The organism is Micromonospora humi, assembly GCF_900090105.1.
GTDB classification, from domain to species: Bacteria; Actinomycetota; Actinomycetes; order Mycobacteriales; family Micromonosporaceae; genus Micromonospora; species Micromonospora humi.
Genome location: NZ_FMDM01000007.1, coordinates 104,492 through 125,270, shown reverse-complemented (window position 1 = coordinate 125,270; position 20,779 = coordinate 104,492). Strand labels below are relative to the sequence as shown.

The 20,779-nt window shown below is 74.1% G+C and carries 24 protein-coding genes and 1 tRNA gene; 17 read left to right on the top strand and 8 right to left on the bottom strand.

The window, feature by feature from the left end:
* Nucleotides 1-175: 175 nt before the first annotated feature.
* The 4 genes from GA0070213_RS15545 to GA0070213_RS15530 are packed head-to-tail and all read left to right on the top strand — an operon-like array spanning nt 176 to nt 3,122.
* Nucleotides 176-763 carry a sigma-70 family RNA polymerase sigma factor gene (locus GA0070213_RS15545; protein ID WP_091063598.1) on the top strand — a complete coding sequence of 196 codons (588 nt, stop codon included), beginning with the start codon at nt 176-178 and terminating at the stop codon, nt 761-763.
* A 31-nt stretch (nt 764-794) separates the two neighbouring features.
* The gene (locus tag GA0070213_RS15540) at nt 795-1,322 is read left to right on the top strand and encodes a MauE/DoxX family redox-associated membrane protein (protein ID WP_091063595.1); all 528 of its coding nucleotides are present in this window, start codon (nt 795-797) and stop codon (nt 1,320-1,322) included.
* Complete coding sequence (locus GA0070213_RS15535) at nt 1,309-2,025, top strand: DsbA family protein (RefSeq protein ID WP_091063591.1); 717 nt, start codon at nt 1,309-1,311, stop codon at nt 2,023-2,025. The genes GA0070213_RS15540 and GA0070213_RS15535 overlap by 14 nt, the downstream gene beginning before the upstream one ends.
* A complete protein-coding gene (locus tag GA0070213_RS15530; protein ID WP_425412834.1) occupies nt 2,022-3,122 on the top strand; it encodes a hypothetical protein in 1,101 nt (366 codons plus the stop codon). The genes GA0070213_RS15535 and GA0070213_RS15530 overlap by 4 nt, the downstream gene beginning before the upstream one ends.
* A gap of 123 nt (nt 3,123-3,245) precedes the next feature.
* Here the strand turns inward: GA0070213_RS15530 and GA0070213_RS15525 are convergent, their stop codons facing one another.
* The 4 genes from GA0070213_RS15525 to GA0070213_RS15510 are packed head-to-tail and all read right to left on the bottom strand — an operon-like array spanning nt 3,246 to nt 5,995.
* Nucleotides 3,246-4,013 (bottom strand): energy-coupling factor ABC transporter ATP-binding protein, encoded by a 768-nt coding sequence (locus tag GA0070213_RS15525; RefSeq protein WP_091063588.1) that lies wholly within the window; start codon nt 4,011-4,013, stop codon nt 3,246-3,248.
* Nucleotides 4,010-4,780 (bottom strand): cobalt ECF transporter T component CbiQ, encoded by a 771-nt coding sequence (cbiQ, locus tag GA0070213_RS15520; RefSeq protein ID WP_091063584.1) that lies wholly within the window; start codon nt 4,778-4,780, stop codon nt 4,010-4,012. The genes GA0070213_RS15525 and cbiQ overlap by 4 nt, the downstream gene beginning before the upstream one ends.
* Nucleotides 4,781-4,796: 16 nt before the next feature.
* Nucleotides 4,797-5,279, bottom strand: coding sequence for a PDGLE domain-containing protein (locus GA0070213_RS15515; protein ID WP_245716411.1), 483 nt, complete (start codon nt 5,277-5,279; stop codon nt 4,797-4,799).
* The gene (locus GA0070213_RS15510) at nt 5,276-5,995 is read right to left on the bottom strand and encodes an energy-coupling factor ABC transporter permease (RefSeq protein ID WP_091063581.1); all 720 of its coding nucleotides are present in this window, start codon (nt 5,993-5,995) and stop codon (nt 5,276-5,278) included. Before GA0070213_RS15510 ends, GA0070213_RS15515 begins: the two co-directional genes overlap by 4 nt.
* Before the next feature lie 124 nt (nt 5,996-6,119).
* On the opposite strand from GA0070213_RS15510, the gene bcp reads away from it, so the two are divergent.
* The 4 genes from bcp to GA0070213_RS15490 all read left to right on the top strand — a co-directional run bounded on the left by bcp (nt 6,120) and on the right by GA0070213_RS15490 (nt 7,841).
* Complete coding sequence (gene bcp, locus GA0070213_RS15505; protein WP_091064410.1) at nt 6,120-6,590, top strand: thioredoxin-dependent thiol peroxidase; 471 nt, start codon at nt 6,120-6,122, stop codon at nt 6,588-6,590.
* 31 nt (nt 6,591-6,621) lie between these two features.
* Nucleotides 6,622-7,149 (top strand): HNH endonuclease signature motif containing protein, encoded by a 528-nt coding sequence (locus GA0070213_RS15500; protein WP_217628623.1) that lies wholly within the window; start codon nt 6,622-6,624, stop codon nt 7,147-7,149.
* A 13-nt stretch (nt 7,150-7,162) separates the two neighbouring features.
* Nucleotides 7,163-7,248, top strand: a tRNA-Leu gene (locus tag GA0070213_RS15495).
* A 65-nt stretch (nt 7,249-7,313) separates the two neighbouring features.
* Nucleotides 7,314-7,841 carry a GNAT family N-acetyltransferase gene (locus GA0070213_RS15490; RefSeq protein ID WP_091064401.1) on the top strand — a complete coding sequence of 176 codons (528 nt, stop codon included), beginning with the start codon at nt 7,314-7,316 and terminating at the stop codon, nt 7,839-7,841.
* Between the two features lie 365 nt (nt 7,842-8,206).
* On the opposite strand, the gene GA0070213_RS15485 is transcribed toward GA0070213_RS15490, so the two are convergent.
* Nucleotides 8,207-9,223, bottom strand: coding sequence for an expansin EXLX1 family cellulose-binding protein (locus GA0070213_RS15485; RefSeq protein WP_091063577.1), 1,017 nt, complete (start codon nt 9,221-9,223; stop codon nt 8,207-8,209).
* Between the two features lie 54 nt (nt 9,224-9,277).
* Nucleotides 9,278-9,574 (bottom strand): hypothetical protein, encoded by a 297-nt coding sequence (locus tag GA0070213_RS15480; RefSeq protein WP_091063573.1) that lies wholly within the window; start codon nt 9,572-9,574, stop codon nt 9,278-9,280.
* Between the two features lie 159 nt (nt 9,575-9,733).
* On the opposite strand from GA0070213_RS15480, the gene GA0070213_RS15475 reads away from it, so the two are divergent.
* Both GA0070213_RS15475 and GA0070213_RS15470 read left to right on the top strand, forming a co-directional pair.
* Nucleotides 9,734-10,801 (top strand): LCP family protein, encoded by a 1,068-nt coding sequence (locus tag GA0070213_RS15475; protein ID WP_091063570.1) that lies wholly within the window; start codon nt 9,734-9,736, stop codon nt 10,799-10,801.
* Nucleotides 10,802-10,827: 26 nt separating this feature from the next.
* Nucleotides 10,828-12,273: a sugar transferase gene (locus GA0070213_RS15470; protein WP_091063567.1), complete on the top strand. Its 1,446-nt coding sequence runs from the start codon at nt 10,828-10,830 to the stop codon at nt 12,271-12,273.
* Here GA0070213_RS15470 and rfbD read toward each other — a convergent pair.
* Nucleotides 12,242-13,117 (bottom strand): dTDP-4-dehydrorhamnose reductase, encoded by an 876-nt coding sequence (gene rfbD, locus GA0070213_RS15465; RefSeq protein ID WP_091063565.1) that lies wholly within the window; start codon nt 13,115-13,117, stop codon nt 12,242-12,244. The genes GA0070213_RS15470 and rfbD overlap by 32 nt on opposite strands.
* Complete coding sequence (gene rfbB, locus GA0070213_RS15460; protein WP_091063561.1) at nt 13,114-14,103, bottom strand: dTDP-glucose 4,6-dehydratase; 990 nt, start codon at nt 14,101-14,103, stop codon at nt 13,114-13,116. Before rfbB ends, rfbD begins: the two co-directional genes overlap by 4 nt.
* A 35-nt stretch (nt 14,104-14,138) precedes the next feature.
* On the opposite strand from rfbB, the gene rfbA reads away from it, so the two are divergent.
* The 7 genes from rfbA (at nt 14,139) to GA0070213_RS15425 (ending at nt 20,776) form a co-directional block, all read left to right on the top strand.
* Nucleotides 14,139-15,035 carry a glucose-1-phosphate thymidylyltransferase RfbA gene (gene rfbA / locus GA0070213_RS15455; protein WP_091063558.1) on the top strand — a complete coding sequence of 299 codons (897 nt, stop codon included), beginning with the start codon at nt 14,139-14,141 and terminating at the stop codon, nt 15,033-15,035.
* A complete protein-coding gene (locus GA0070213_RS15450; protein WP_091063554.1) occupies nt 15,032-15,694 on the top strand; it encodes a dTDP-4-dehydrorhamnose 3,5-epimerase family protein in 663 nt (220 codons plus the stop codon). Before rfbA ends, GA0070213_RS15450 begins: the two co-directional genes overlap by 4 nt.
* A 123-nt stretch (nt 15,695-15,817) precedes the next feature.
* Entirely contained in the window at nt 15,818-17,086 is a 1,269-nt protein-coding gene (locus GA0070213_RS15445; protein ID WP_245716410.1) for a hypothetical protein, read from the top strand.
* A complete protein-coding gene (locus tag GA0070213_RS15440) occupies nt 17,087-17,938 on the top strand; it encodes a glycosyltransferase (RefSeq protein ID WP_091063549.1) in 852 nt (283 codons plus the stop codon).
* Nucleotides 17,935-19,011 carry a glycosyltransferase family 4 protein gene (locus tag GA0070213_RS15435; protein ID WP_091063545.1) on the top strand — a complete coding sequence of 359 codons (1,077 nt, stop codon included), beginning with the start codon at nt 17,935-17,937 and terminating at the stop codon, nt 19,009-19,011. Before GA0070213_RS15440 ends, GA0070213_RS15435 begins: the two co-directional genes overlap by 4 nt.
* Entirely contained in the window at nt 19,008-19,922 is a 915-nt protein-coding gene (locus GA0070213_RS15430; RefSeq protein ID WP_091063542.1) for a glycosyltransferase family 2 protein, read from the top strand. Before GA0070213_RS15435 ends, GA0070213_RS15430 begins: the two co-directional genes overlap by 4 nt.
* Nucleotides 19,922-20,776, top strand: a complete 855-nt coding sequence (locus GA0070213_RS15425; RefSeq protein ID WP_091063540.1) for a glycosyltransferase family 2 protein — start codon at nt 19,922-19,924, stop codon at nt 20,774-20,776. Before GA0070213_RS15430 ends, GA0070213_RS15425 begins: the two co-directional genes overlap by 1 nt.
* The last annotated feature ends 3 nt before the right edge of the window (nt 20,777-20,779 follow it).

The window sequence follows — 20,779 nt, the reverse complement described above, 5'->3', positions numbered from 1 at the left end:
CGGCGGGCGCGCCGGGGCGGCCGATCGGCGCGGCGGCGCGCGCCACCGGAACCTGGTCGGAGGTCATGAGGGGGTAGTCGGTGAGCGGGTGGGAAAAGTTCCCGGCGTGTGCGGCGCCACGGAATGGGCCGAAGGACCCTGTCCCGCACAGGTACGCCGCGTAACCTCGTCTGACGTGATCCCCGCCCCGCGCGACACCGCCGCCGACCGCCCTCCGGCGGGCCCGGCGGCTGCGCGCGAGACCGCCACCGGCTGGGCGCTCGCCGCCCGGCACGGCGACCCGGCGGCCCAGGCCGCCTTCGTGCGGGCCACCCAGGCCGAGGTCTGGCGCTTCACCGCCGCCCTGGTCGGCCCGGACAGCGCGGACGACCTGACCCAGGAGACCTACCTGCGGGCCCTGCGGGCGCTGCCCGGCTTCGAGGGCCGGTCCTCCGCCCGGACCTGGCTGCTCGGCATCGCCCGGCGAACCTGCGCCGACCACCTGCGGACGGTGGTGCGCCGCCGCCGGCTCGACGAGCGGCTCGCCGCCCAGGCGGCCACCGACCGGCCGCACCCCGACCCGGCCGGCCAGCTCGGCGCCGCCGACCTGGTCCGGCGGCTGCCCGCCGAACGACGCTCCGCGTTCGTGCTCACCCAACTGCTCGGCCTCTCCTACGCCGAGGCGGCCGACGTGGAGGGGGTGCCGGTGGGCACCATCCGTTCCCGGGTCGCCCGGGCCCGCGACGAACTCGTCGACGCCGTCGACGACACGCTGGCCGGATGAGCGGGAACCATTCGTGAGCGCCGGACGACGAATGACTGTGACCCCCTCCACCACCCGGGCCGGGCGCTGGCCGACGCTACGGCCCTGGCTGGGCGTCGCGGCCCGCCTCGGGCTCGCCGCCGTCTGGCTGATCGCCGGCGGCGCCAAGGTCGGTGACCTGGCCGCCTCCGGCCGGGCCGTGAACGCCTACCAGGTGATGCCGTACGACCTGGCCACGGTGATCGGGGCGGCGCTGCCGTTCGTGGAGCTGGCCCTGGGCCTGCTCCTGCTCGCCGGGCTGGCCACCCGGGTCAGCGCCGGTGTCTCCGCCGCGCTGCTCGTGGTCTTCGTCGCCGGCATCGCCTCGGCCTGGGCCCGCGGCCTGGCCATCGACTGCGGGTGCTTCGGCAGCGGCGGCCAGCTCGGTGCCGGCGAGGCCCCGAGCTATCTCCCGGAGATCCTCCGGGACCTGGGGTTCCTGGCGCTGGCCGGGTTCCTGCTGATCTGGCCCCGCACCCCGTTCTCGGTGGACGGCTGGCTGGCGGGCGACACCGTGGAGGACGACGATGAGCAGTCGTAAGGGGCGCCGGGACGCGGCGAGGGTGGTGCGCGAGCAGATCGCCCGGGAGAAGCGGCGCAAGCGCACCCTCTGGACCACCATCGCCGCGGTGCTCGTGCTGGTCATCGCCGGCGGCATCGGCTGGGCCGTCTACTCCTCGCAGAAGTCCGACGACTTCACCGCGCCGCCCGGCGCCAACGACGCCGGCACCGGCATCGTCTCCGGCAGCGGCCCGGTCACCGTCGACCTCTACGAGGACTACCTCTGCCCGATCTGCAAGCAGTTCCAGCAGACCAACGGCGCGACGCTGAACCAGCTCGTCGGCGAGGGCAAGGCGAAGCTGGTGTTCCACCCGGTGGCGTTCCTGAACCGCTACTCGACCACGGAATACTCCACCCGGTCCTCGGCCGCCTCCGGCTGCGCCGCCCAGGGCGGCAAGTTCCGCGAGTTCACCGACCAGCTCTTCGCCCGGCAACCCGCCGAGGGCAGCGCCGGGCTGAGCAACGACGAGCTGATCGACATCGGCGCGGGCGTCGGGCTGAACCGGGACGACTTCGCCTCCTGCGTGAACGACGGCACCTACACGTCGTGGACCGGGCACGTGACCGAGGAGGCGAGCAGGTCCGGCGTGACCGGCACGCCCACCATCAAGGTCAACGGCACCGAGCTGCAGGACAAGAGCCCGGAGGGCATCAAGGCGGCCGTGGCGGCGGCCGGGAAGTGATCCCCACCGCGCTGCGCCGGGCCGCGCTCGTTGCCGCCGCCGCGACCGCCGCCCTGCTGGCGCTCGCCGCGCCGGCCGCCGCGCACGGCGCGGACGCGCCCGACGGCACCGACTACCGGGGCACGGTCACCGGCCTCGGTCCGGAGCGGCCGGGGCTGACCGCCCGGATGGTGGAGGCCGGCGCGCGGCTGGAGCTGACCAACCGCACCGGCGTCGACGTCACCGTGCTCGGCTACTCCGGCGAGCCGTACCTGCGGATCGGCCCCGACGGCGTGTTCGAGAACAGCCGTTCCCCCGCCACCTGGCTGAACCGCACGATCGCCGGCGAGACCACCCTTCCGGCCGAGGCCGACCCGGCCGCCGCGCCGGCCTGGCGACGGATCGCCGACGGGCCGACCGCCCGCTGGCACGACCAGCGCACGCTCTGGCGCGGCGACGGGCCACCGGCTGCCGTGGCCGCCGACCCGGGCCGCGAGCAGCGGGTCCGCGACTGGGTGGTGCCGCTGCGCGCCGGCGACACCCCGACCGAGGTACGCGGCACGCTGGACTGGGTGCCGCCGCCCGACCCGTACCCGTGGTGGGTCGCCGCCACGCTCGGTCTCCTGGTGATCGGCGCGGCCGGGCTGGTGCCCGGCGGGACGGCCGCCGGGGTGCGCGCGCTGCGCGCGGTCGGCGCGCTGCTCGCCGTGGGTGGCGCGGCCACCGTGGGGCTCACCGTCGGGCGGGCGCTCGACACCGGCGCCCCCGGCGTCGGCGGGCTGCTGGCCGAGCTGGTCACCGGCCAGGTGTGGACGCTGCTGACCGGCCTCGGCGCGCTCGCCGCCGGCGGTTACGCGCTGGCGCGCCGGCCGGCCGCCGACTTCACGTTGGCGCTCGCCGGCGCCTGCCTCACCCTGTTCGCCGGCGTGTCCAACCTCGCCGTCCTGTCCCGCTCGGTGCCCCCCGCCGCCGGCCCACCCACCCTCACCCGGGTCCTGGTCACCGTGGCCCTGGCCACCGGCGCCGGCGCGATCGCCGCCGGCCTGCTCCGCCTCCGCACCGCCGCCCGCGCTGCCCCCCGCCCTGCCCCCCACCCCCAGGCGACCCGCACCCCCTGACCCACCCGCGCGCCCCTCCCCCCTCCCCGTCGATCTTGCACTTTCGGCCCCTGGAGTGCGGCTTTCGTCCGTGATGCCGGGGCCGGAAGTGCAAGATCGCCGAGGTGAGGGGGCGGGCGGGGGTCAGGGGCGAGGGAGGGGTGGGGCGAAGCCGTAGGGGAGTTCGAGGCGGTGTCTTGCCAGGATCTCCGGGTCGGCGAGCAGGTCGGGGGTGGGGGCGTCGGCGACGATCCGGCCGCCGTCCAGGATCACCGCGCGGGGGCACAACTCGGCCGCGTACGGCAGGTCGTGGGTGACCATGAGCAGCGTCACCGGCAGGGCGCGCAGGATCTCCGCCAGCTCCCGGCGGGCCGCCGGGTCCAGGTTCGACGACGGCTCGTCCAGCACCAGGATCTCCGGGCGCATGGCCAGCACGGTGGCCACCGCCACCCGGCGCCGCTGCCCGAACGACAGGTGGTGCGGCGCCCGGTCCCGGTGCTCGGCCATGCCCACCGCGGCGAGCGCCTCGTCGACCCGCGCGGCCAGCTCCGCCCCGCGCAACCCCAGGTTGGCCGGGCCGAACGCGACGTCCTCCGCCACGGTGGGCAGGAAGAGCTGGTCGTCCGGGTCCTGGAAGACGATGCCGACCCGACGGCGGACCTCGGCGAGCGTCTCCCGGTCGCGGGTCACGGCCAGACCGCCCACCTCCACCGTCCCCCCGGTCGGGGTGAGGATGCCGTTCAGGTGCAGCACCAGCGTGGTCTTGCCGGCGCCGTTCGGGCCCAGCAGCGCCACCCGGTCACCACGCGGCACGCTCAGGTCCACCCCGTGCAGGGCGACGTGACCGTCCGGATAGGCGTACCGGACGCCACGGACGTCCAGGGAGGGCGGCTGCTGCACGTACCCGATCATTGCAGGACGAGTGCGGCGGCGGCGATGGAGGCCGCGATCACCGGAACCGTCGCGGCGACCGCCCACTGCCCGGCGGTGGCCGCGCCGGACCCCTGCCACACCGCCGGCATCCGGCCGGTGTAACCCCGGGAGACCATCGCCAGGTAGACCCGCTCGCCGCGCTCGAACGCGCGCAGGAAGAGCGCGCCGACGCCGGCGGCGAAGCCGCGCAACTGCCAGAGGAAGCGCGGGTCGTCACCCCGGGACACCCGGGCCACCCGCATCCGCCGGGCCTCGCCGACCAGCACCTCCAGGTAGCGCAGCATGAACGTGGCGATCTGGGTGAGGATCTGCGGGCAGCGCAGCCGGTCCAGGCCGAGGATCAGGTCGCGCGTCGTCGTGGTCGCCGCCAGCAACAGCGACGCGAGTACGCCGAGCGTGCCCTTGGCCAGGATGTTCCACGCCCCGTGCAACCCGTCGACGGAGAGGCTCAGCCCGGCCACGTCGACCCGCTCCCCCGCACCGAGGAACGGCAGCGCGAACGCGAACAGCACGAACGGCAGCTCGATCAGCGCCCGGCCGAGCAGCCAGCGCGGGCCCACCCGGGCCAGCGCCGCCACCGCGGCGACCAGCAGCGCGTAGCCGCCGAACGCCCAGTACGCCTCCCGTGGGGTGGCGACCACCGCCACGGTGAACAGCACCATGGCGGTGATCTTCACCTCCGGCGGGAGGCGGTGCACCGGCGAGCCGGACTCGCGGTAGAGCACGTGCCCGTGCCCGGCGCCCATCGTCGCTCGCCCCGGCTCAGCGGTCGCCGGTCGGGCGGGACGCCGTCGTCCCGCCGGTGGTGGCGGCGCGCGCCGGGCCGGCCTCGTCGACGCCCGTCGGGCCGGTCGAGGCGGTGGCGCCGGTCGAGGCGGTGGCGCCGGGGCCGGTCGAGGTGGCGCCGGCCGGGTTACGGCGGCGGGCCAGCCAGAACAGGCCACCGCCGACCGCGAACGTGAGCAGCACGCCCAGCACCCCGGACAGGCCGGTGGAGAGGAAGTCGTTGCCGACGCCCCGGACGCCGTAGTCGGCCAGCGGGCTGTCCGCCAGCTCGTGGTCCCGGGCCTGCTGGGCCGGGCAGCTGCCGCCGGTGATCTCGTCGTCGGCGTTCACCGTGCAGCCCTTGAGCAGGGACGAGTCCAACCCGTCCGGGTGCGACGAGGCGTAGTTGCTGACCACACCGGCCAGCACCAGGGCGACCAGCAGGCCGCCGAGGAGGAACGGCCAGGAACGCCTGCTCATCGGACACCTCCGGCGACCGGGACGGCGGGAACCGGCGCGGCCGGTTTCAGGGCGCGCAGCGCGTACACCAGGTCGGGGCGGACCTTGGCGACGGTGACCACGGTGGTCGCGGTGATCAGGCCCTCGCCGATGCCGATCAGCAGGTGGGCGAAGGCCATCGTGCCGGCCAGCCCGCCGAGGTTGCCGCCGAGGTCGGTGGTGCCGCCCAGCCAGTACTGGAACACGAAGCCCTGCGACGCGACCACGACGCTGACCAGCGAGGAGACGAACGCGGTGACCGCCAGCCCGGCCGGGGTGCGGGGCAGCACCCGCAGCAGCAGCGCGATCAGCAGGTAGGCGGCGGCGGTGCCGAGGATCGCCATGTTGGTGATGTTCAGGCCGAGCATGGCCACCCCGCCGTCACCGAAGACCAGGGCCTGCACGACGAGCACCACGGCCACGCAGAGCGCGCCCACCCAGGGGCCCACCAGCAGCGCGGCGAGCGCGCCGCCGAGCAGGTGACCGCTCACGCCGGCCGTGAAGATCGGGAAGTTCAGCATCTGCACGGCGAAGATGAACGCGGCCACCAGGCCGGCCATCGGCGCCAGCCGGTCGTCGAGGTCGGCCCGGCCGCGCAGCACGCAGAACGCGAGCGCGGCGAGCGCGAAGGCCGCGAAGATCGCGGCGACGGGACCGTCGATGATCCCGTTGGAGATGTGCATCGCCAGGGTTTCCACCGGGTGAGCCTATTTCCCGGACGGCGTTGTTGCCAATCCCTTGCAACAAGGCATGGTGTTGATCACCACCGGACCGCGCGTCGCCACCCACCACCGCCGAGGGCACGGCGGTATCGTCACCGCCATGACCGACCGCCTGAACCCCGGCGACCCCGCCCCCGAGTTCACCCTCCCCACCGACGACGGCGGGACGCTGTCCCTGGCCGACCTGCGCGGCCGCAAGGTCATCCTGTACGCGTACCCGGCCGCCATGACCCCCGGCTGCACGAAGCAGGCGTGCGACTTCCGCGACTCGCTCGCCTCGTTGCAGGCCGCCGGCTACGAGGTGGTCGGCATCTCCCCGGACAAGCCCGCCAAGCTGGCCAAGTTCCGCGACCGGGACGCGATCACGTTCCCGCTCGTCGCCGACGAGGACAAGTCGGTGCTGAGCGCGTACGGGGCGTACGGCGAGAAGCAGATGTACGGCCGCACGGTCACCGGCGTGATCCGCTCGACGTTCGTCATCGACCCCGACGGCAAGGTCGAGCGGGCGCTCTACAACGTCAAGGCCACCGGGCACGTCGCCAAGCTGCGCCGCGACCTCGGGCTCGACTGAACCTGTCGGGGGCCGCCGTTACCGTCGGCTCGTGGTTCGTCACAAATACTCGCCCGAGCTGCTGGCCGCGACCGCCGCGCGGGCGCGCAGCGTGACCGAGGTCATGCGGCTGCTCGGGGTAAGGGTCAGCGGTGGGTCGCACGCGCACATCAGCCGGCAGCTCAAGAGGTTCGGCATCGACACCTCACACTTCACCGGAAGCGCACACAACAAGGGCACACGTGGCGCACGTCGCATCACCTCGTCGCAACTGCTTCTGCGACCTCCCGCCCGCTCGCGACGCACTCCCGGCACTCGACTGCGGTGGGCGCTGGGTGACATCGGCGTGCCGGAGGAGTGCGAGGAGTGCCGATCTGGTGCGATCTGGTGCGGTCGACCACTGACCCTGCACGTCGACCACATCAACGGCGACTTCCTCGACAACAGGCCGCCCAACCTGCGGATCCTCTGCCCGAACTGCCACAGCCAGACCGACACGTTCGCAGGCCGCAACAAGGGCGGCGGCTGGACCGACTCCACGACGGACCGGATTGCACACCCTCCTGGCCCGACGCCTTAGACTCAGCGAGCCGGCGGGAGTGGCGGAACGGCAGACGCGCGGGCCTTAGGAGCCCGTGTCCGAGAGGACGTGGGGGTTCGAAACCCCCCTCCCGCACCACCAGCGGTGTCAGCCGCGTCACGAACCCGGGTCGTCGCCGGGTCGCCACCCGCAGGATGGCGGGCGTGGACCTGCGCTTCGTACTCGACCCCGACCTCACCACCGAGCTGCGCGAACAACTCGTCGCCCTGTGGGTGGACGTGACAAACGCCGGCGGCGCGGTGGGTTTCGTCGCCCCGGTGACCGCCGACGAGGTGCGGCCGGTCGCCGAGTCGACCCTCGCCGCGGTAGCCGACGGCCCGGACCGGCTGCTCGCCGGCTACGAGGACGACCGGCTCGTCGCCGTCCTCGTCATCGCCGACAACCGGTTCCACCTCAAGACGCACTGGCGGGTGCTCAAGCGCGTCATGGTCCACCCCGACACGCAGGGGCGCGGCTACGGCGCGGCGCTGATGCGCGAGGCCGAACGGGTCGCCCGGACGGCAGCCGTGGAGGCGCTGCACGTGACCGTCCGCGACGGCCTCGGCCTGGACCGCTTCTACCGCCGCCTCGGCTACCGCGAGATCGGCCGCCTCCCCGCCGCCCTCCGCCTCTCCCCCACCGACTCCCGCGACGAGATCCTCATGTGGCTCGACCTCCCTGAGCAGTCGTGACGGTCGATCTAGGAGTTGTGGCACCTCGCGAAAGCCACTGACCGGACAACTCGGGACACCAAAAATCCAAGATCGGCGGCCAGGCCCGGCGGCACTCCGCCTCCGATGCGTGCCGCCAACCTCATGATCACCCCCTCGTCCGCCCGACGGGGCCTTCCGGCGTGGTCAGGGAGTTTGGGTCGGTGGCACGGGCAGCGGTGACGCGGGCTGCTTGATCATCCGGGCAACTCCAGTTGGCTGGACCGCTGCGCAGGAGCGAGCCAGGCGACCAGGGGACGCGTGGGGAACTGCGGCATGGGCTCGCGGTGCCCCGAACCCTCGGCATCCCACTCACGGATCGAGGAGGCAGATGAGGACGGGCGGGGTCACCCGCATGCGGCGGGGACCGTGGAGGGGGTGGCCGGTGCGGCGGCGTCGACCAGGGTCGGGTCGGGTTCGGCCGGAGCGGCGGACAGGGTCGGGGGCGGGGACGGCGAGACGGACGACCTGGGCGTCGCGCGCGCCGACGGGGAGCGGGACGGCTTCGCCGCGCGGGCAGCGGTGGTCGCCGCGCCGGCGCCGTACATCCGGGTCGTGCTGCGCTGCACCTGGCCGGGGAGCATCCGGATGCCGGTGGCGGTCGCGCGGTGGCCGTACACGTCGGTGACCCGGATCGAGTACGGACCGGGGCCGGCGCCCGAGGCGATCAGCCAGTAGTTGTAGTCCTGCCGGTCCGCCGCCCGCCACGCGCCGTTCTGCCGGACCTCCACCGCGCGCAGCGGGTTGCCGTGGTCACCGACCAGGACGGCGAACCACCACTGCGACGCGCCCTCCTTGAGGCGGAACGTGAGCGGGCCGGGCAGCGACGGGTTCACCACGGCCCGGTAGCTGACCTTCACCACGCCTTGCACCGGGTCGGCGATCCGGGCGAACGCCTCGGCGGAGAGGTCGAGGTGGCCGGGCGCGCACTCCGGGCACTGGTCCATGACGAGCACCCGGACGGTGCCGCGCGGGCCGGTGACGTCGAGGAAGCCGCCGCAGGCCGCGCCGGCCGCGTACTCGCTCGGGCCGAGCGCCACGTAGAGCCGGTTGGCGGGGGCGGCGGGCCGGGAGCAGTTGCCGCCGGCGCCCTCGGAGTCGTAGAAGGTGGCCTTGCCGGTGTGCGTGGCGCCGCCGACCGGCGGGGCGGCGAGCGGGAGGCCGGCGCGGGGCGGGGCGGCGCAGGCGGGGGCGGCGCCGCCGCGTACCGCGAGGGTCACGGCGACCACGACGGCGAGGCCGGCCAGACCGGCGGCGGCGAGTCGGCGGCGCGTCCGGGACGGGGCCCGGCGGCGGCCGCCCGGGGTGGGCGGGCGCTCGTCGCCGGGGGTGGTCGGTGGGTGGGGCGCGCTGCCGTCGGTCACGCCGGTCGATGCTGCCGGACCGGCGTAGCGCCGGACAAGCCGGCTAAGCGAAAGCTAAGGACGGCGGGCGCGGGCGATCGACGCGAGCCCGGCCAGTCCCCCGCCGAGTTCCGGGCGCTGCCGCAGCGCGTCCTCGAGGCGGACCCGCCAGAGGCCGGTCTCGACCGGCATCCGGGCGTCACCGACCTGTCGGACGCGGTCGCGGCTCTCGGCGAGGGCCGTCCCGGCGGCGGGCCCGAGCAGGCCGTCCAACTCGTCCCGGAGCCAGCCGAACAACTCCTCGTCGTGGAACGCGCCGCCGATCACCCGGGCCGTGTCCCACGCCACCCGTGGCTGGTGGATAACCTGCATCTCGACTCCTCGGTCGGCCTGGTCGCTTCGTCCATCATCGATCGGCGAAGGGTGGCGCGGCAAGCGTCGCGGCGGGCGGAACGAGCCGACCGGCCGGCCAGGGCGGACCGTCCGGACGAGGGTCCCCGCGCGGGAACCCGAATCAGTAGCATCCTCGGCATGTCCGATCGCCAGCCGCTCGCCGACCCCGACACCCACCCGCCGGCCTCCGATGTGGAGTCCGACGGGCCGGTGGAGCAGCCGGCGCCGCGGCGTCGCCGGGGCCGGCGGATCGCGCTGATCGCGCTGCTCGTGGTGGCGCTGCTCGGCGGCGGCGGCGCGCTGGCCGGCGGCCTCTACTACCGGTCGGTCGACAAGTCGATCGACCGGGTGGACGCGTTCACCGACGTGCCCGAGGCGGAACGACCGGCGGTCGAGGTCAGGGGCGCGATGAACATCATGATCCTGGGCAGCGACTCCCGCGACCCGGAGAGCACCGGCGGTTCGCGCAGCGACACGATCATCCTGGCCCACCTGCCGAAGGACCGGTCGAGCGCCCAGCTCATCTCGATCCCCCGGGACACCTGGACGGCGGTGCCCCGGTCGAAGGAGGGTCGAGGCGGCCGGGACGCGAAGATCAACGCCGCCTACGCCTGGGGCGGTGTGCCGCTGATGGTGCGGACGGTGGAGAAGTTCAGCGGCGTCCGGGTCGACAACGTGGCGATGGTCGACTTCGCCGGCTTCAAGGAGATCATCGACGCGCTGGGCGGCGTCGACATCGACGTGGAGAAGGGCTTCACCACGAAATACTCGCTGATCGGCACCCGGACGTTCCGGCAGGGCCGGCAGACCATGGACGGGGCCGCCGCGCTCGACTACGCGCGGGAGCGGCACGCCTTCCCGGACGGCGACTTCGCCCGGATCCGGCACCAGCAGCAGGTCATCAAGGCGATCCTGGACAAGGCGGCCTCCGGTGGCGTGCTGACCAACCCGGCCAAGCTGAACTCGTTCGTGCGGGCCACGTCCAGCTCGGTCGCGGTCGACAAGTCGCTGTCCCTGGTGGACCTGGCGATGGAGCTGCGGGGCCTGCGTGGCGGCAACCTGACGTTCTTCACCTGCCCGACCAGGGGCACGGGGCGGGTCGGCAGCGAGAGCGTCGTGTTCCCGGACGCGGCGCGTGCCCGGACGCTGTTCCAGGCGGTCCGCCGCGATTCGGTCCCCGACATCCTGGCGGTGAGCGGGAAGTAGGGGGCGTCACGGGGGGAGGATCGACCATGCCACGCCTACCGGCGTTCGAGCATCCGGCCGCGCAGCCGGCCACGGCCGCGTCGACGGCCGGCAGCATGGACACGACCACGGTGCTGCCGTACGCCGGGTCGCGGGCGTCGTCGCGTACCCGTCGGTTGCGGGCCTGGATGGTGACCGCGCCGATCGACGTCGCGGCGCTGCTGGCTCCGCTGCTGCTGACCCAGACCTACTGGCGCGGGACGCTGTTCAACGCGGCGCTGGCGGTGAGCTTCTTCGCGGCCGGCGGCCTCTACCGTCCCCGCCGGCACATCAGCATCCTGGACGAGCTGCCCAGCCTCGGCGGCCGGCTGCTGGCCTCCGGCGCGGTGGTGGCGATCATCGCGGCGCTGCGGCACGACTCGGTGCTCTACGTCAACGACTTCATGCGCGGTGTCGCGCTCTCCGCCGGCCTGGTGGTGGTGGGTCGGGCGGTCAACACCCGGATCGTCCTGCTGGCCCGCCGGCGGCGCTGGGTGGAGCACAACGCGATAGTGGTCGGGGGCGGGCCGATCGGCGGCGAGCTGGCCCGGCTGCTGCGGCGCTACCCGCAGTACGGGCTGCGTTTCGTGGGGACGGTGGACGTGCCGTCGCGGCAGCGACAGGGGTCGTCGCCGCTCATCGGCACGCTCGACGACGTCGAGCAGCTGGTCCGGATGCTGGAGTGCGAGGTCCTGGTCATCGCCGACCCGGACTGCTCCGAGGCCGAGCTGATGGAGGCGCTGCTGCGACCGGCGAGCGCGCGCTGCGACCTCTGGGCGGTGCCCCGCCTGTGGGGGTCCCGGTCGCTGGGTGGCAATCCCGACCACATCGGAGCGTTCCCGATCGTGAAGATCGGTGACACCACGCTGACTGGTCCACGCTGGCGGGTCAAACGCGCCTCCGACGTGCTCTTCGCCGTGGTCGCGCTGGTCGTGCTGAGCCCGGTGCTGCTGCTGTGCGCGATCGCCACCCTCCTCGACGGCGGTCGGGGGGTCTTCTTCCGGCAGGAGCGGATCGGCCGCTACGGCCGGCCGTTCCAGGTGGTCAAGTTCCGCACCATGCGGCCGGCCGACGAGCACGAGTCGCAGACCACCTGGTCCATCGCGCACGACCGGCGGGTCGGGCCGATCGGGCGGTTCCTGCGCCGCACCTCGCTGGACGAGCTGCCCCAGTTGTGGAACATCCTGCGCGGTGAGATGAGCGTGGTGGGGCCGCGGCCGGAGCGGCCGTACTTCGTGGAGAAGTTCTCGGTGGAATACCCGACCTACGCGATGCGGCACCGGGTCCCGGTGGGGTTGACCGGTCTCGCGCAGGTCAGCGGCCTGCGTGGGGACACGCCGATCTCGGACCGGGCGCGGTTCGACAACTACTACGTGGAGAACTGGTCGCTCTGGCTGGACATCAAGATCGTGCTGCGGACGGTCACCGAGGTGTTCCGGGGAGCCGGTCGATGAAGGCGGTCAGGTCGGCGTGCCAGTGTGCCGGTGGGGGCAGCTTCGCGGCGGCCCACCGGCCGTGTTCCAGCACGCTGTAGCGGGGGCGCGGCGCCGGACGCGGGAAACGGTCGCCGGTGACCGGCCGGACCCGGTCCGGGTCCAGGCCACGCAGCGCGAACACCGCGCGGGCGAGGCCGTACCAGGTGGTCTCGCCGGACGCGGTGCCATGGTAGATGCCGGGGGCGGCGTCGCCGGCGAGCGCCGCGTCGGCCAGCGCGACGAGCCGTTCGGCGAGCCGCCGCGACCAGGTCGGCTGGCCGCGCTGGTCGTCCACCACGTCGAGCCGGTCGCGCTCGTCGGCCAGCCGCAGCACGGTGGTGACGAAGTTGCGGCCGTGGGCGCCGTAGAGCCAGGCGGTACGCACGACGTAGCCGCGCTCCGGCAGCAGCCGCGCCACCGCCCGCTCCCCCACGAGCTTGCCGCGCCCGTACGCGTTGACCGGCCCGGTGGGGGCGTCCTCCGGGTACGGCTCGGTGGCGTCACCGGGGAACACGTAGTCGGTGGAGACGTGCACCAGCCGGGCGCCGGTCGCCGCGCAGGCCCGGGCCAGGTGCGCGACCGCCGTGCCGTTGACCGCGGTGGCGTCGGGCTCCCGGTTCTCCGCCGCGTCCACGTCGGTCCACGCGGCGGCGTTGAGCACCACGTCGTGCCCGGCGACCGCCTCGCGTACCGCCTCCGGGTCGGTGATGTCGAGGTCGGCGCGACCGGCGGCGGTGACGGACCCGTCCGGCCGGTCGCGCAACGCCACCAGCAGGTCCCGCCCGAGCATGCCGCCGGCGCCGGTGACCAGCAGCCGGCTCATCCGTGCGCCGCCTTCAGCGGCTCCCACCAGGCCCGGTTCTCCCGGTACCAGCGCACGGTCTCGGCCAGGCCGTGGTCGAGGTCGATGCTCGGGGCGTACCCCAGCTCGGTTTCGATCTTGGTGATGTCCAGCGAGTAGCGGCGGTCGTGTCCCTTGCGGTCGGTGACCGGCACGACCCGGTCCCAGCCGGCGCCGCAGGCCGCCAGCAGCTTCCCGGTCAGCTCCCGGTTGGTCAGCTCGGTGCCGCCGCCGATGTGGTAGACCTCGCCGGCACGGCCCTTCTCCTGCACCAGCGCGATGCCCCGGCAGTGGTCGTGCACGTGCAGCCAGTCCCGGACGTTGCCGCCGTCGCCGTAAAGCGGGACGGTGCCGCCGTCGAGCAGGTTGGTGACGAAGAGCGGGACGACCTTCTCCGGGAACTGGTACGGCCCGTAGTTGTTGGAGCAGCGGGTCACCACCACGTCCAGGCCGTGGGTGCGGTGGTAGGCCAGCGCCAGCAGGTCCGACCCGGCCTTCGAGGCCGAGTACGGGGAGTTCGGCGCCAGCGGCCAGTCCTCCGTCCAGGAGCCGGACTCGATCGAGCCGTAGACCTCGTCGGTGGAGACGTGCACGAACCGGCCGGTGCGGTGGCGCAGCGCGGCGTCGAGCAGCGTCTGGGTGCCCAGCACGTTCGTGGTGACGAACGGCGCCGCGCCGGTGATGGAGCGGTCCACGTGCGACTCGGCGGCGAAGTGGACGATCACGTCGTGGTCGGGCACGACGTCGTCGACAAGCGTCGCGTCACCGATGTCGCCGTGCACGAAGCGCAGCCGGGGGTCGTGTCGCACCGGGTCGAGGTTGGCCGGGTTGCCGGAGTAGGTGAGCTTGTCCAGCACGGTGACCGCGGTTGCCGGCGCCCGGGCCGCGTCCGCGCCGGGCCGGCCGAGCAGCATCCGTACGTACTCCGACCCGATGAACCCGGCGCCGCCGGTGACGAGGATCCTCACGGGTGCTGGAGTTTACGCGACGGTAGTCTCCGCGGGTGCGTGGAATCCTTCTCGCCGGTGGCACGGGGTCCCGGCTGTGGCCGATCACCCGGGCGGTCTCCAAGCAGCTGATGCCGGTGTTCGACAAGCCGATGGTCTACTACCCGCTGTCCACCCTGGTGATGGCCGGGGTGCGCGAGATCCTCGTGGTCACCACGCCGGACGACCGCCCGCAGTTCGAGCGGCTGCTCGGCGACGGCAGCCAGTGGGGGCTGCGGCTGGCGTACGCCGAGCAGGCCCGCCCGGACGGCATCGCACAGGCGTTCCGGCTCGGCGCGGACTTCATCGGCGACGAGTCGGTGGCGCTGATCCTCGGCGACAACATCTTCCACGGCGTCGGCCTCGGCCGGCAGCTCGCCCAGCACGGCGACCCGACCGGCGCCCGGGTGTTCGCGTACCCGGTGGCCAACCCGGCGGAGTACGGCGTGGTCGAGTTCGACGCGACCGGCCAGGTGCTGTCGATCGAGGAGAAGCCGGCCCGGCCCCGGTCCCGTTACGCGGTTCCCGGCCTCTACTTCTACGACAACCGGGTGGTCGGTATCGCCCGCAAGCTCACCCCGAGTGCCCGCGGCGAGCTGGAGATCACCGCGGTCAACGAGACCTACCGCGAGTGGGGCGAGCTGTCGGTGACGGTGCTCGACCGGGGCACCGCGTGGCTGGACACCGGCACGTTCGCCTCGATGATGCAGGCCGCCGAGTTCGTCCGGGTGATCGAGGAGCGTCAGGGCATGAAGATCGGCTGCGTCGAGGAGGTGGTCTGGCGGTCCGGGCTGATCGACGACGACCGGCTGCGCGCCCTGGCGCACCCGCTGGTCCGCAGCGGGTACGGTGCCTACCTGCTCGGCCTGCTGGACGACCGGGCCGGGAACGGGCAGGGCGGGAACGACCGATGAGGATCCGGCCACTGGGCATCGACGGGGCCTGGGAGATCACGCCCCGACAGCACGGCGACTCCCGCGGGCTGTTCCTGGAGTGGTACCGGTTCGACCACCTCGCCGAGGTGGTCGGGCATCCGCTGCGGCTCGCCCAGGGCAACCTCTCCGTCTCCGCGCGGGGCGTGGTCCGTGGCATCCACTTCGCCGACGTGCCGCCCGGCCAGGCCAAGTACGTGACCTGCGTACGCGGGGCCGTCGTCGACCTGGTGGTGGACGTCCGGGTGGGCTCGCCGACCTTCGGCCGGTGGGAGGCGGTCCGGCTGGACGACGTCGACCGACGGGCGGTCTATCTCAGCGAGGGCCTGGGGCACGGTTTCTGCGCGCTGACCGACGACGCCACGCTGAGTTATCTCTGCTCCAGCACCTACGATCCGGCCGCCGAGCACACCGTGCACCCTCTCGATCCCGACCTGGCGATCGACTGGCCGGTCGAGGCGCCGACGCTGTCCGCCCGGGACGCCGCCGCGCCGAGCCTGGCCCAGGCGCGGGCGTCGGGGCTCCTGCCCGAGCACCGGAGCTGCCGCGCGTACGTGTCCAGCCTGGACGCCGATGCCGGCCCCGCCGCACGGGAGGGCCGGGTCCCCCACCCGCGACCGGCGCCGAGTCGCTCGGAATGAGCGACCGACCGGCCAGGTGCGGCCCGAAGGGCGATTGCAGCTGACGAGCCGTTCGGGTAGAAAATCCCCGCGACGTGGAACTCGTCGCACCCGCACCCGTGCGGCACCGTTTGGGGGAGACGAGTGACAGGCGGATCGCTGGTCGATGCTGCGCGGTCCTCGTCGGACCCCGGCACGACACCGCCGTCCGGGCGCCGGACGGCCGGCCTGCTCCGGCGACTCGTCGCACCCGAACGCCTCTACCTCGGCGCCCTCGGCCTGACCGGCCTGGCGGCGGTCCTGTCGGTGGGGCTGCCCGCCGCGGAGCGCGGCGAACTCTCGGCGAACATGGTGAGCGCGACGCTGGGCGCGGCCGTCGGTGGGCTGTCGCTGGACACCTTCCTCATCTCCCGCCCCGCCGGCTGGGTCGTGTCCCGGGGGCGGGCGTACGTCGTCGCGGTCATCGGGGTCTCCGTCGTCCTCTCCGGTCTCGCCGCCGCGCTGCTCACCGTCGCGGCGGGAGTCGGCAGCCACCTGGTCGGCGTCGGGTCCGCCGTGGGTCTGACCGTGTTCAACACGGTCTCGTCGGTCGCCCTGCGGCAGCGGAGCTTCCGGCTCGTCTACGCGATGCGCGCGGCGAGCGGGGCGATCCTGGTCGGCGGGTACGCCGCCCTCTACGTCGCCGGGCAGCTCGACGGCGGCCGGTGGAGCCTGGTGTGGCTCGCGGTCCAGTGGCTCGGCGCGGCCGCCGTGTGCGGCCTGATGCTGTGGCGGGTCCGGCGGGCCGGGGCGGCCCCGGCGCCCACCGCGACGGGCTCCGACTACCGGGCCGACCTGCTCGCGGTCGGGAACCTGCACCTCGGGATCTTCGCGCAGATGATGACGCTCCGGTTCAACCAGATCCTGGTGGCCCGGTTCGCCGGTGCCGGCCCGCTCGGCGTCTACGCCCTGGCGGTCGCCGCCCTGGAGTTCGCGCAGGCCGGCGCCGTGGTGCGCGCGCAGCGCATCCTCGCCGACCGGGACGGCGGGACCGGGCCGGACCCGACGCGGGCGGTGGTCCGGGCGGCGCTGCCGATCGCCGTGGCCGCGGTCGTCGGGCTCGCCGTGCTGGGCCTGCTGGCGCCGGAGTACCGGCACGCGTGGATCCTCGGGCTGGTGCTCCTGCCGGGCTCGCTGGCCACCGCGGCCGGCAAGAGCTGGAGCGCCCTGTTGCTGAAGCGGCGGGGCGAGCGGGCGACCACCGTGGTCGCCGTCGTCACGTCGGCGGTCGCGATACCGGCGTACCTCGGCATCATCCCGTGGGCCGGTGTGGTCGGGGCGGCGGTCGCGTCCTCGCTCGCCTACGCCGTGCACGCGTTCGCGTCGAGAGCGAGCCTGCGACGAGCGCAGCCGCCGAATCCTGGAACGGTGTGAATGGACGTCTCGATCGTGGTCCTCGCCTGGGAGGACTTCCACCGGACCGCCGCCTGCGTCCGGTCCCTGCCGGCCGAGGCCGAGATCGTGGCCGTGGACAACGGCAGCTCGGCGGAGATCCGCCAGGCGTTGGAGGAGTTCTGCGCGCGGCAGGGCGTCGCCTACGTCCAGTCCGGCTCGAACCTGGGCTACGCCCGCGGGATGAACCTCGGCGTACGGCACACCAGCAGGGCGAACGTCATCCTGTCCAACAACGACATCGTCGTGCACGGCGACGCGGTGCCCCGGCTGCTGACGGCGCTCGAGGACCCGCGGGTCGGCGCCGCCTTCCCCGCCGTGGTGACGCCGGCGGGCGTACGGCAGACGGAGGGGGGCCGGTTCCTGACCATGGGGGTCGGTCTCGGCCACGCCACCGGGCTGAGCCTGGTGGTGCCGCGCCTGCGGATCGTCGCGCCCCCCGAGCGGGCGGACTGGCTGACCGGGCCGTTCGTCGCGCTGCGGCGGAGCACGTTCGACGCCGTCGGCGGGGTCGACGAGACGTCGTTCTTCTACTCCGAGGACATGCGGTTGTGCTGGGCGGTCCGCCAGCAGGGCATGCGGTTGGCGTACGTGGCGGACGCCGAGATCATGCACGAGGACGACGCGACCGCCAGGCGCCGTTGGTCGGCGGAGGAGATCTCGGAACGGCGTACCCGCGAGTTCATCCGGGCCAGCCGGGACCTGGGTGGCCGCCGCGGTCGGGTGGCGACGACGGCGTACGTCTGCGGCATCCTGCTGCGGGCGGCGGTGGGCCGGAACCCGGTGCGTCGCGCCATCGCGCGTGGGGCCGTCGCGGGACTGCGTGCGTCGTGAAGGTGCTCTTCGTCTGCACGACGGGTGGCTCCGGGCGCCGGCAGCTCGGTGGCGCGGAACGGATCCTGACGGAACTCGTGCCGGCCCACGCCCGCACCGGCGTGGAGGTGGTCGCCGCGACCTCCGACGACGAGGTGGGCCGGTCGTTGCGCGAGGCCGGGGTGCCGTGGACCGCGCTCGGTGCGACCAGCCGCGTCGACGTCGGATACGCGCGGCGGATCCGCCGGCTGGTCCGCGAGGTGAGGCCGGACGTGGTCTGTGCCCACCTGCTGTCGGCCGCCATGCACGCGCGGGCCGCGTTGAGCCTGGACCGCACCCCGCTCGTGGTCACCCTGCACAACAGCCTCTGGCAGTACCGGGACACCGCCGGCTCGTGGCGGCAGCGGACCGCCGTCCAGTCCAACATCGCGCTGGACCTGGTGATGCGCCGCGTCCGGCCGCACGCGACGGTCGCGGTGTCCGAGTTCGAGGCCACCGAGCTGCGCGATCGCGGCGGCGTCCGCAACGTCCACCTGATCCCGAACCCCCTGCCGGACGGCTGGCCCCGCCCGGAGCCGGCCGACGTCCCGGCGCCCGGCCGGCGGCCGGTGGTCGGCTACCTGGGCCGGCTGGAGCGGGAGAAGGGCGCGGACCTGCTGGCCGAGACCGCCGCCCTGCTGCCGGAGATGGATGTGCGCGTCGCCGGCGCCGGCTCGCTGCCGATCGCGGCCCGGCCGAACCTCGAACTCGTCGGCCGGGTCACCGCGGCGGACTTCCTCCGGCGGGTCGACTGCCTGCTGGTGCCGTCCCGGGTCGAGTCGTTCGGGCTCAGCGCGTTGGAGGCGCTGTCCCTGGGCGTGCCCGTGGTGCACACCGGGGCCGGCGGCCTGGCCGAGGTCACCCGGCACGCGACGGGCAGCCTGGCGTTCCGGGCAGACCCCACCCCGGCCGCGCTGGCCGGCGCCGTCCGCACGGCAGTGGGCCGGGCGGCGTCCGCCGGCGAGCGGCGGGGCGTGGCCGAGTGGTACGCCCGGGAGTACGCCTTCGACCGGTGCGTGACGCGCTGGCAGAGCCTGTACCGGTCGCTGCGATGAGCATCGAGCTGACGATCGTCACGGTGCTCTACCGGTCCGCCGACATGCTCGCCGAGACCCTTCCCACCTGGGTCCGCAGCGCCGAAGGGCTCCCGGTGCGGTTCGTCTTCGCCGACAACTGGCCCGAGGACGGCTGCGCGACGGTCGTCGCCGGCTGCCTGGACCCCGACCGGTACCGCTACGTCCCGGACGCGTCCAACCCGGGCTTCGCGGCCGGCTGCAACCGGGCGGTCGAGTCCGCGACGACGAGCCACGTCCTGCTGCTGAACCCGGACGTCTGGCTGCCCGACGACGCGCTGGCCCGCATCTGCGCCGCCGTCGCGGCGGACCCCGGCGTCCCGATCGCGGTCGGCCTGGCCATGCACGGTGGCGAGTACGTGGGCATCGACCTGCACCCGATCTCGCTGTTCATCGACCGGTCCGCGACGGTGTCGCGGGCGCCACTCGGCCCGTCGGGCGGCGCGGCGGTCTTCCCGACCGACCTGTTCCGCCGGTTCGGTGGCTTCCACGAGGCCCTGTTCGCCTGGGGCGAGGACGCCGACCTGGCCCTGCGGCTCTACGCCTCGGGCGTACCCACCCGGGCGCTGGACGTGGTGCTCCCCCACGCCGGCGGCCACAGCGTCGACGGCGACGACACGCTCCAGGGGTTCCGGGCCTTCCTGCTGGCCCGCAACCGGCTCCTGGTCGCGGCGCGCACCCTCACCTGGCCGCTGCTGCTCGTCGCGCTGCCCGTACTCGCGTCGGCGCACGTCGCGCTGGCCGCTCGACGGGCCCGTCAGGGCCTGCTGCGGCCGTTCCTGCGCGGCGTGGGACGCGGCCTGCGCGACGGGCCGGCCGCCCGCCGGCAGTGGACCGGCAGGCGGTTCGGGTTCGCCCACCTGCTCGGCTATCGGAAGGGGCGCGGAGCGTGATGACGGGACACCGGTGGAGCGTCGTGACGGTCACCTACAACTCGGCGGACACGCTGCGCCGCTGTTGGCGGGGTGAGAAGCCGTACGAGTGGATCGTCGTGGACAACGCGTCGTCCGACGACTCCGCGACGGTGGCGGAGCAGCTGGGCGCGCGGGTCGTCCGGCTGCCGGAGAACGTCGGCTTCTCCCGGGCCAACAACGTCGCCGTCCGCGAGGCGGCGGGCCGCTACCTCCTCTTCGCGAACCCGGATCTGGAGGTCCACCCGGACGGCCTCGACGTGCTCGCCCGGCACCTGGACGCGCACGGCGGCCTGGTGGCGCCGCAACTGCTCACCTCGGAGGGGGTTCCGCAGCCCAACGGCCGTGGCTTCCCCTACGCCACCGCGAAGCTGGGTAACCGCAGGCTCTGGCCGCTGTCCCGCCTGCACGCCTCGTACCGGATGGTGGCGGAGCCGGGCGAGGTCCGCTACGTGGCCTGGTTGATGGGGGCGGCGGTGGCCGGACGCACCGCGGACGTGATCGAGCTGGGTGGGTGGAACGAGCGCTTCTTCCTCTATTACGAGGACCACGAGCTGGGCCTGCGCGCGTGGCAGCGCGGCTTTCCGGTCGCCCTGCTCGGCGACGTCCGGTGGACCCACCACTGGGCCCGGGCGACGAACTCGGTCCGCTGGTCGCCGGCGCACACCCTGGAGTTGCGCAGCGCCCGGACGTTCTTCGGCATGTTCCCCGAGTTCCTGGTCGGGCTGCCGCCGGCCGCCCGCCGGCACCGCCGGGCCGCACGCCTGATCGGGTCGCCGGTGCCCGCGTCCCCGGCCGAGGCGGTGCCCGCTCCGGGCCCACCCGCGGCCGGCTGACCC

Coding starts and splice junctions, on each gene's coding strand:
- GA0070213_RS15470 (WP_091063567.1), top strand. CDS start 10,828: ATGCCACGCCTACCGGCGTTCGAGCATCCGGCCGCGCAGCCGGCCACG.
- GA0070213_RS15515 (WP_245716411.1), bottom strand. CDS start 5,279: ATGAGCAGGCGTTCCTGGCCGTTCCTCCTCGGCGGCCTGCTGGTCGCC.
- cbiQ (WP_091063584.1), bottom strand. CDS start 4,780: ATGGGCGCCGGGCACGGGCACGTGCTCTACCGCGAGTCCGGCTCGCCG.
- GA0070213_RS15540 (WP_091063595.1), top strand. CDS start 795: ATGACTGTGACCCCCTCCACCACCCGGGCCGGGCGCTGGCCGACGCTA.
- GA0070213_RS15425 (WP_091063540.1), top strand. CDS start 19,922: ATGACGGGACACCGGTGGAGCGTCGTGACGGTCACCTACAACTCGGCG.
- GA0070213_RS15440 (WP_091063549.1), top strand. CDS start 17,087: ATGGACGTCTCGATCGTGGTCCTCGCCTGGGAGGACTTCCACCGGACC.
- GA0070213_RS15430 (WP_091063542.1), top strand. CDS start 19,008: ATGAGCATCGAGCTGACGATCGTCACGGTGCTCTACCGGTCCGCCGAC.
- bcp (WP_091064410.1), top strand. CDS start 6,120: ATGACCGACCGCCTGAACCCCGGCGACCCCGCCCCCGAGTTCACCCTC.
- GA0070213_RS15525 (WP_091063588.1), bottom strand. CDS start 4,013: ATGATCGGGTACGTGCAGCAGCCGCCCTCCCTGGACGTCCGTGGCGTC.
- GA0070213_RS15535 (WP_091063591.1), top strand. CDS start 1,309: ATGAGCAGTCGTAAGGGGCGCCGGGACGCGGCGAGGGTGGTGCGCGAG.
- rfbD (WP_091063565.1), bottom strand. CDS start 13,117: ATGAGCCGGCTGCTGGTCACCGGCGCCGGCGGCATGCTCGGGCGGGAC.
- GA0070213_RS15475 (WP_091063570.1), top strand. CDS start 9,734: ATGTCCGATCGCCAGCCGCTCGCCGACCCCGACACCCACCCGCCGGCC.
- GA0070213_RS15480 (WP_091063573.1), bottom strand. CDS start 9,574: ATGCAGGTTATCCACCAGCCACGGGTGGCGTGGGACACGGCCCGGGTG.
- GA0070213_RS15450 (WP_091063554.1), top strand. CDS start 15,032: ATGAGGATCCGGCCACTGGGCATCGACGGGGCCTGGGAGATCACGCCC.